The organism is Roseibacillus persicicus, assembly GCF_014651675.1.
Lineage (GTDB): Bacteria > Verrucomicrobiota > Verrucomicrobiia > Verrucomicrobiales > Akkermansiaceae > Roseibacillus > Roseibacillus persicicus.
The window spans coordinates 1-942 of the sequence record NZ_BMXI01000066.1 but is presented as its reverse complement, the minus strand read 5'-3'; the positions used below and the strand labels follow the sequence as shown (position 1 = coordinate 942).

Genomic DNA, 942 nt, shown 5'->3' with positions numbered 1-942 from the left:
TGAAGTGCGCGAGAATTCTGGACCACTCGCTAACCCACGAATAGAATATGAATGTGAAATCCCGCAGACGCTTCTCTCCAGAATTCAAAGCTCAAGCACTTGAACTTGTTGCACTTGGAAAGCCCGTCGATGTTGTCGCTCGCGAACTCGAAGTCGGGCCTGATTTAATATACTCTTGGCGTCGAAAAGCCGAAAAACAAACGCAACTCGTTTGCGGAGTGGAGGGAGCCGTAGGCGACCGGAGCGCAGCAGACGAGTTGCGTTTGTTGCGCCGCCAGGTCGCCAACCTTCAAATCGAGAACGACATTTTAAAAAAAGCGGCAATTATTCTCGGCACCTCAAATCCACCAAAGAAAGGCGGCTCATGATTGGCGCCATCCAAGAAAAAACCAAAGCATCTACTCGCCGAATTTGCCGAGTTCTGAGGCTGCCTCGCAGCTCCTATCATGCTGCCAAAACGCCTACTCCGACCCAGTGCCGAGACCTCGTAATAGGCAACCGAATCGAAGCTATCTTCAAGGCTAATCGACGTTGCTACGGCTACCGTCGCATTGCTTCTGACCTCGCCGACGAGAATCTGGTCTGTTCGCACGCACGAGTTCGACGCCTAATGAAGGAGCGTGGTCTGTTTGCTATCCAGCCCAAGAGCTACAAGCCTTGCACCAGTGATGGACGTGCTGACAAACCATCCCCAAATCTTCTGCGAGGGCAGAAGTTGCCGAGCAAACCTAACAAGGTTTGGACTGGAGATATTACCTATATCCCGACCTCACAAGGTTGGCGCTATCTTGCCGTCGTTATCGACCTCTACTCGCGCCGAATCGTTGGCTGGTCCTTGGCCAGCCACATGCGTGCCGACCTCGTTTGCGATGCTCTCAACCAAGCGCTCGTATCGCGGCAACGAAAAGGTTCCTCTCTCATTTTTCACAGTGATCGAGGTAG

Annotated in this window: 2 protein-coding genes; both read left to right on the top strand. The window is 52.5% G+C overall.

Annotated elements, in window-relative coordinates:
* The first annotated feature begins 47 nt into the window (after positions 1-47).
* Positions 48-368 (top strand): transposase, encoded by a 321-nt coding sequence (locus IE099_RS20625; protein ID WP_189574745.1) that lies wholly within the window; start codon positions 48-50, stop codon positions 366-368.
* A partial coding sequence (locus IE099_RS20930; RefSeq protein WP_229809634.1) for an IS3 family transposase occupies positions 365-942 on the top strand: 578 nt, incomplete at its 3' end. The genes IE099_RS20625 and IE099_RS20930, both read left to right, overlap by 4 nt.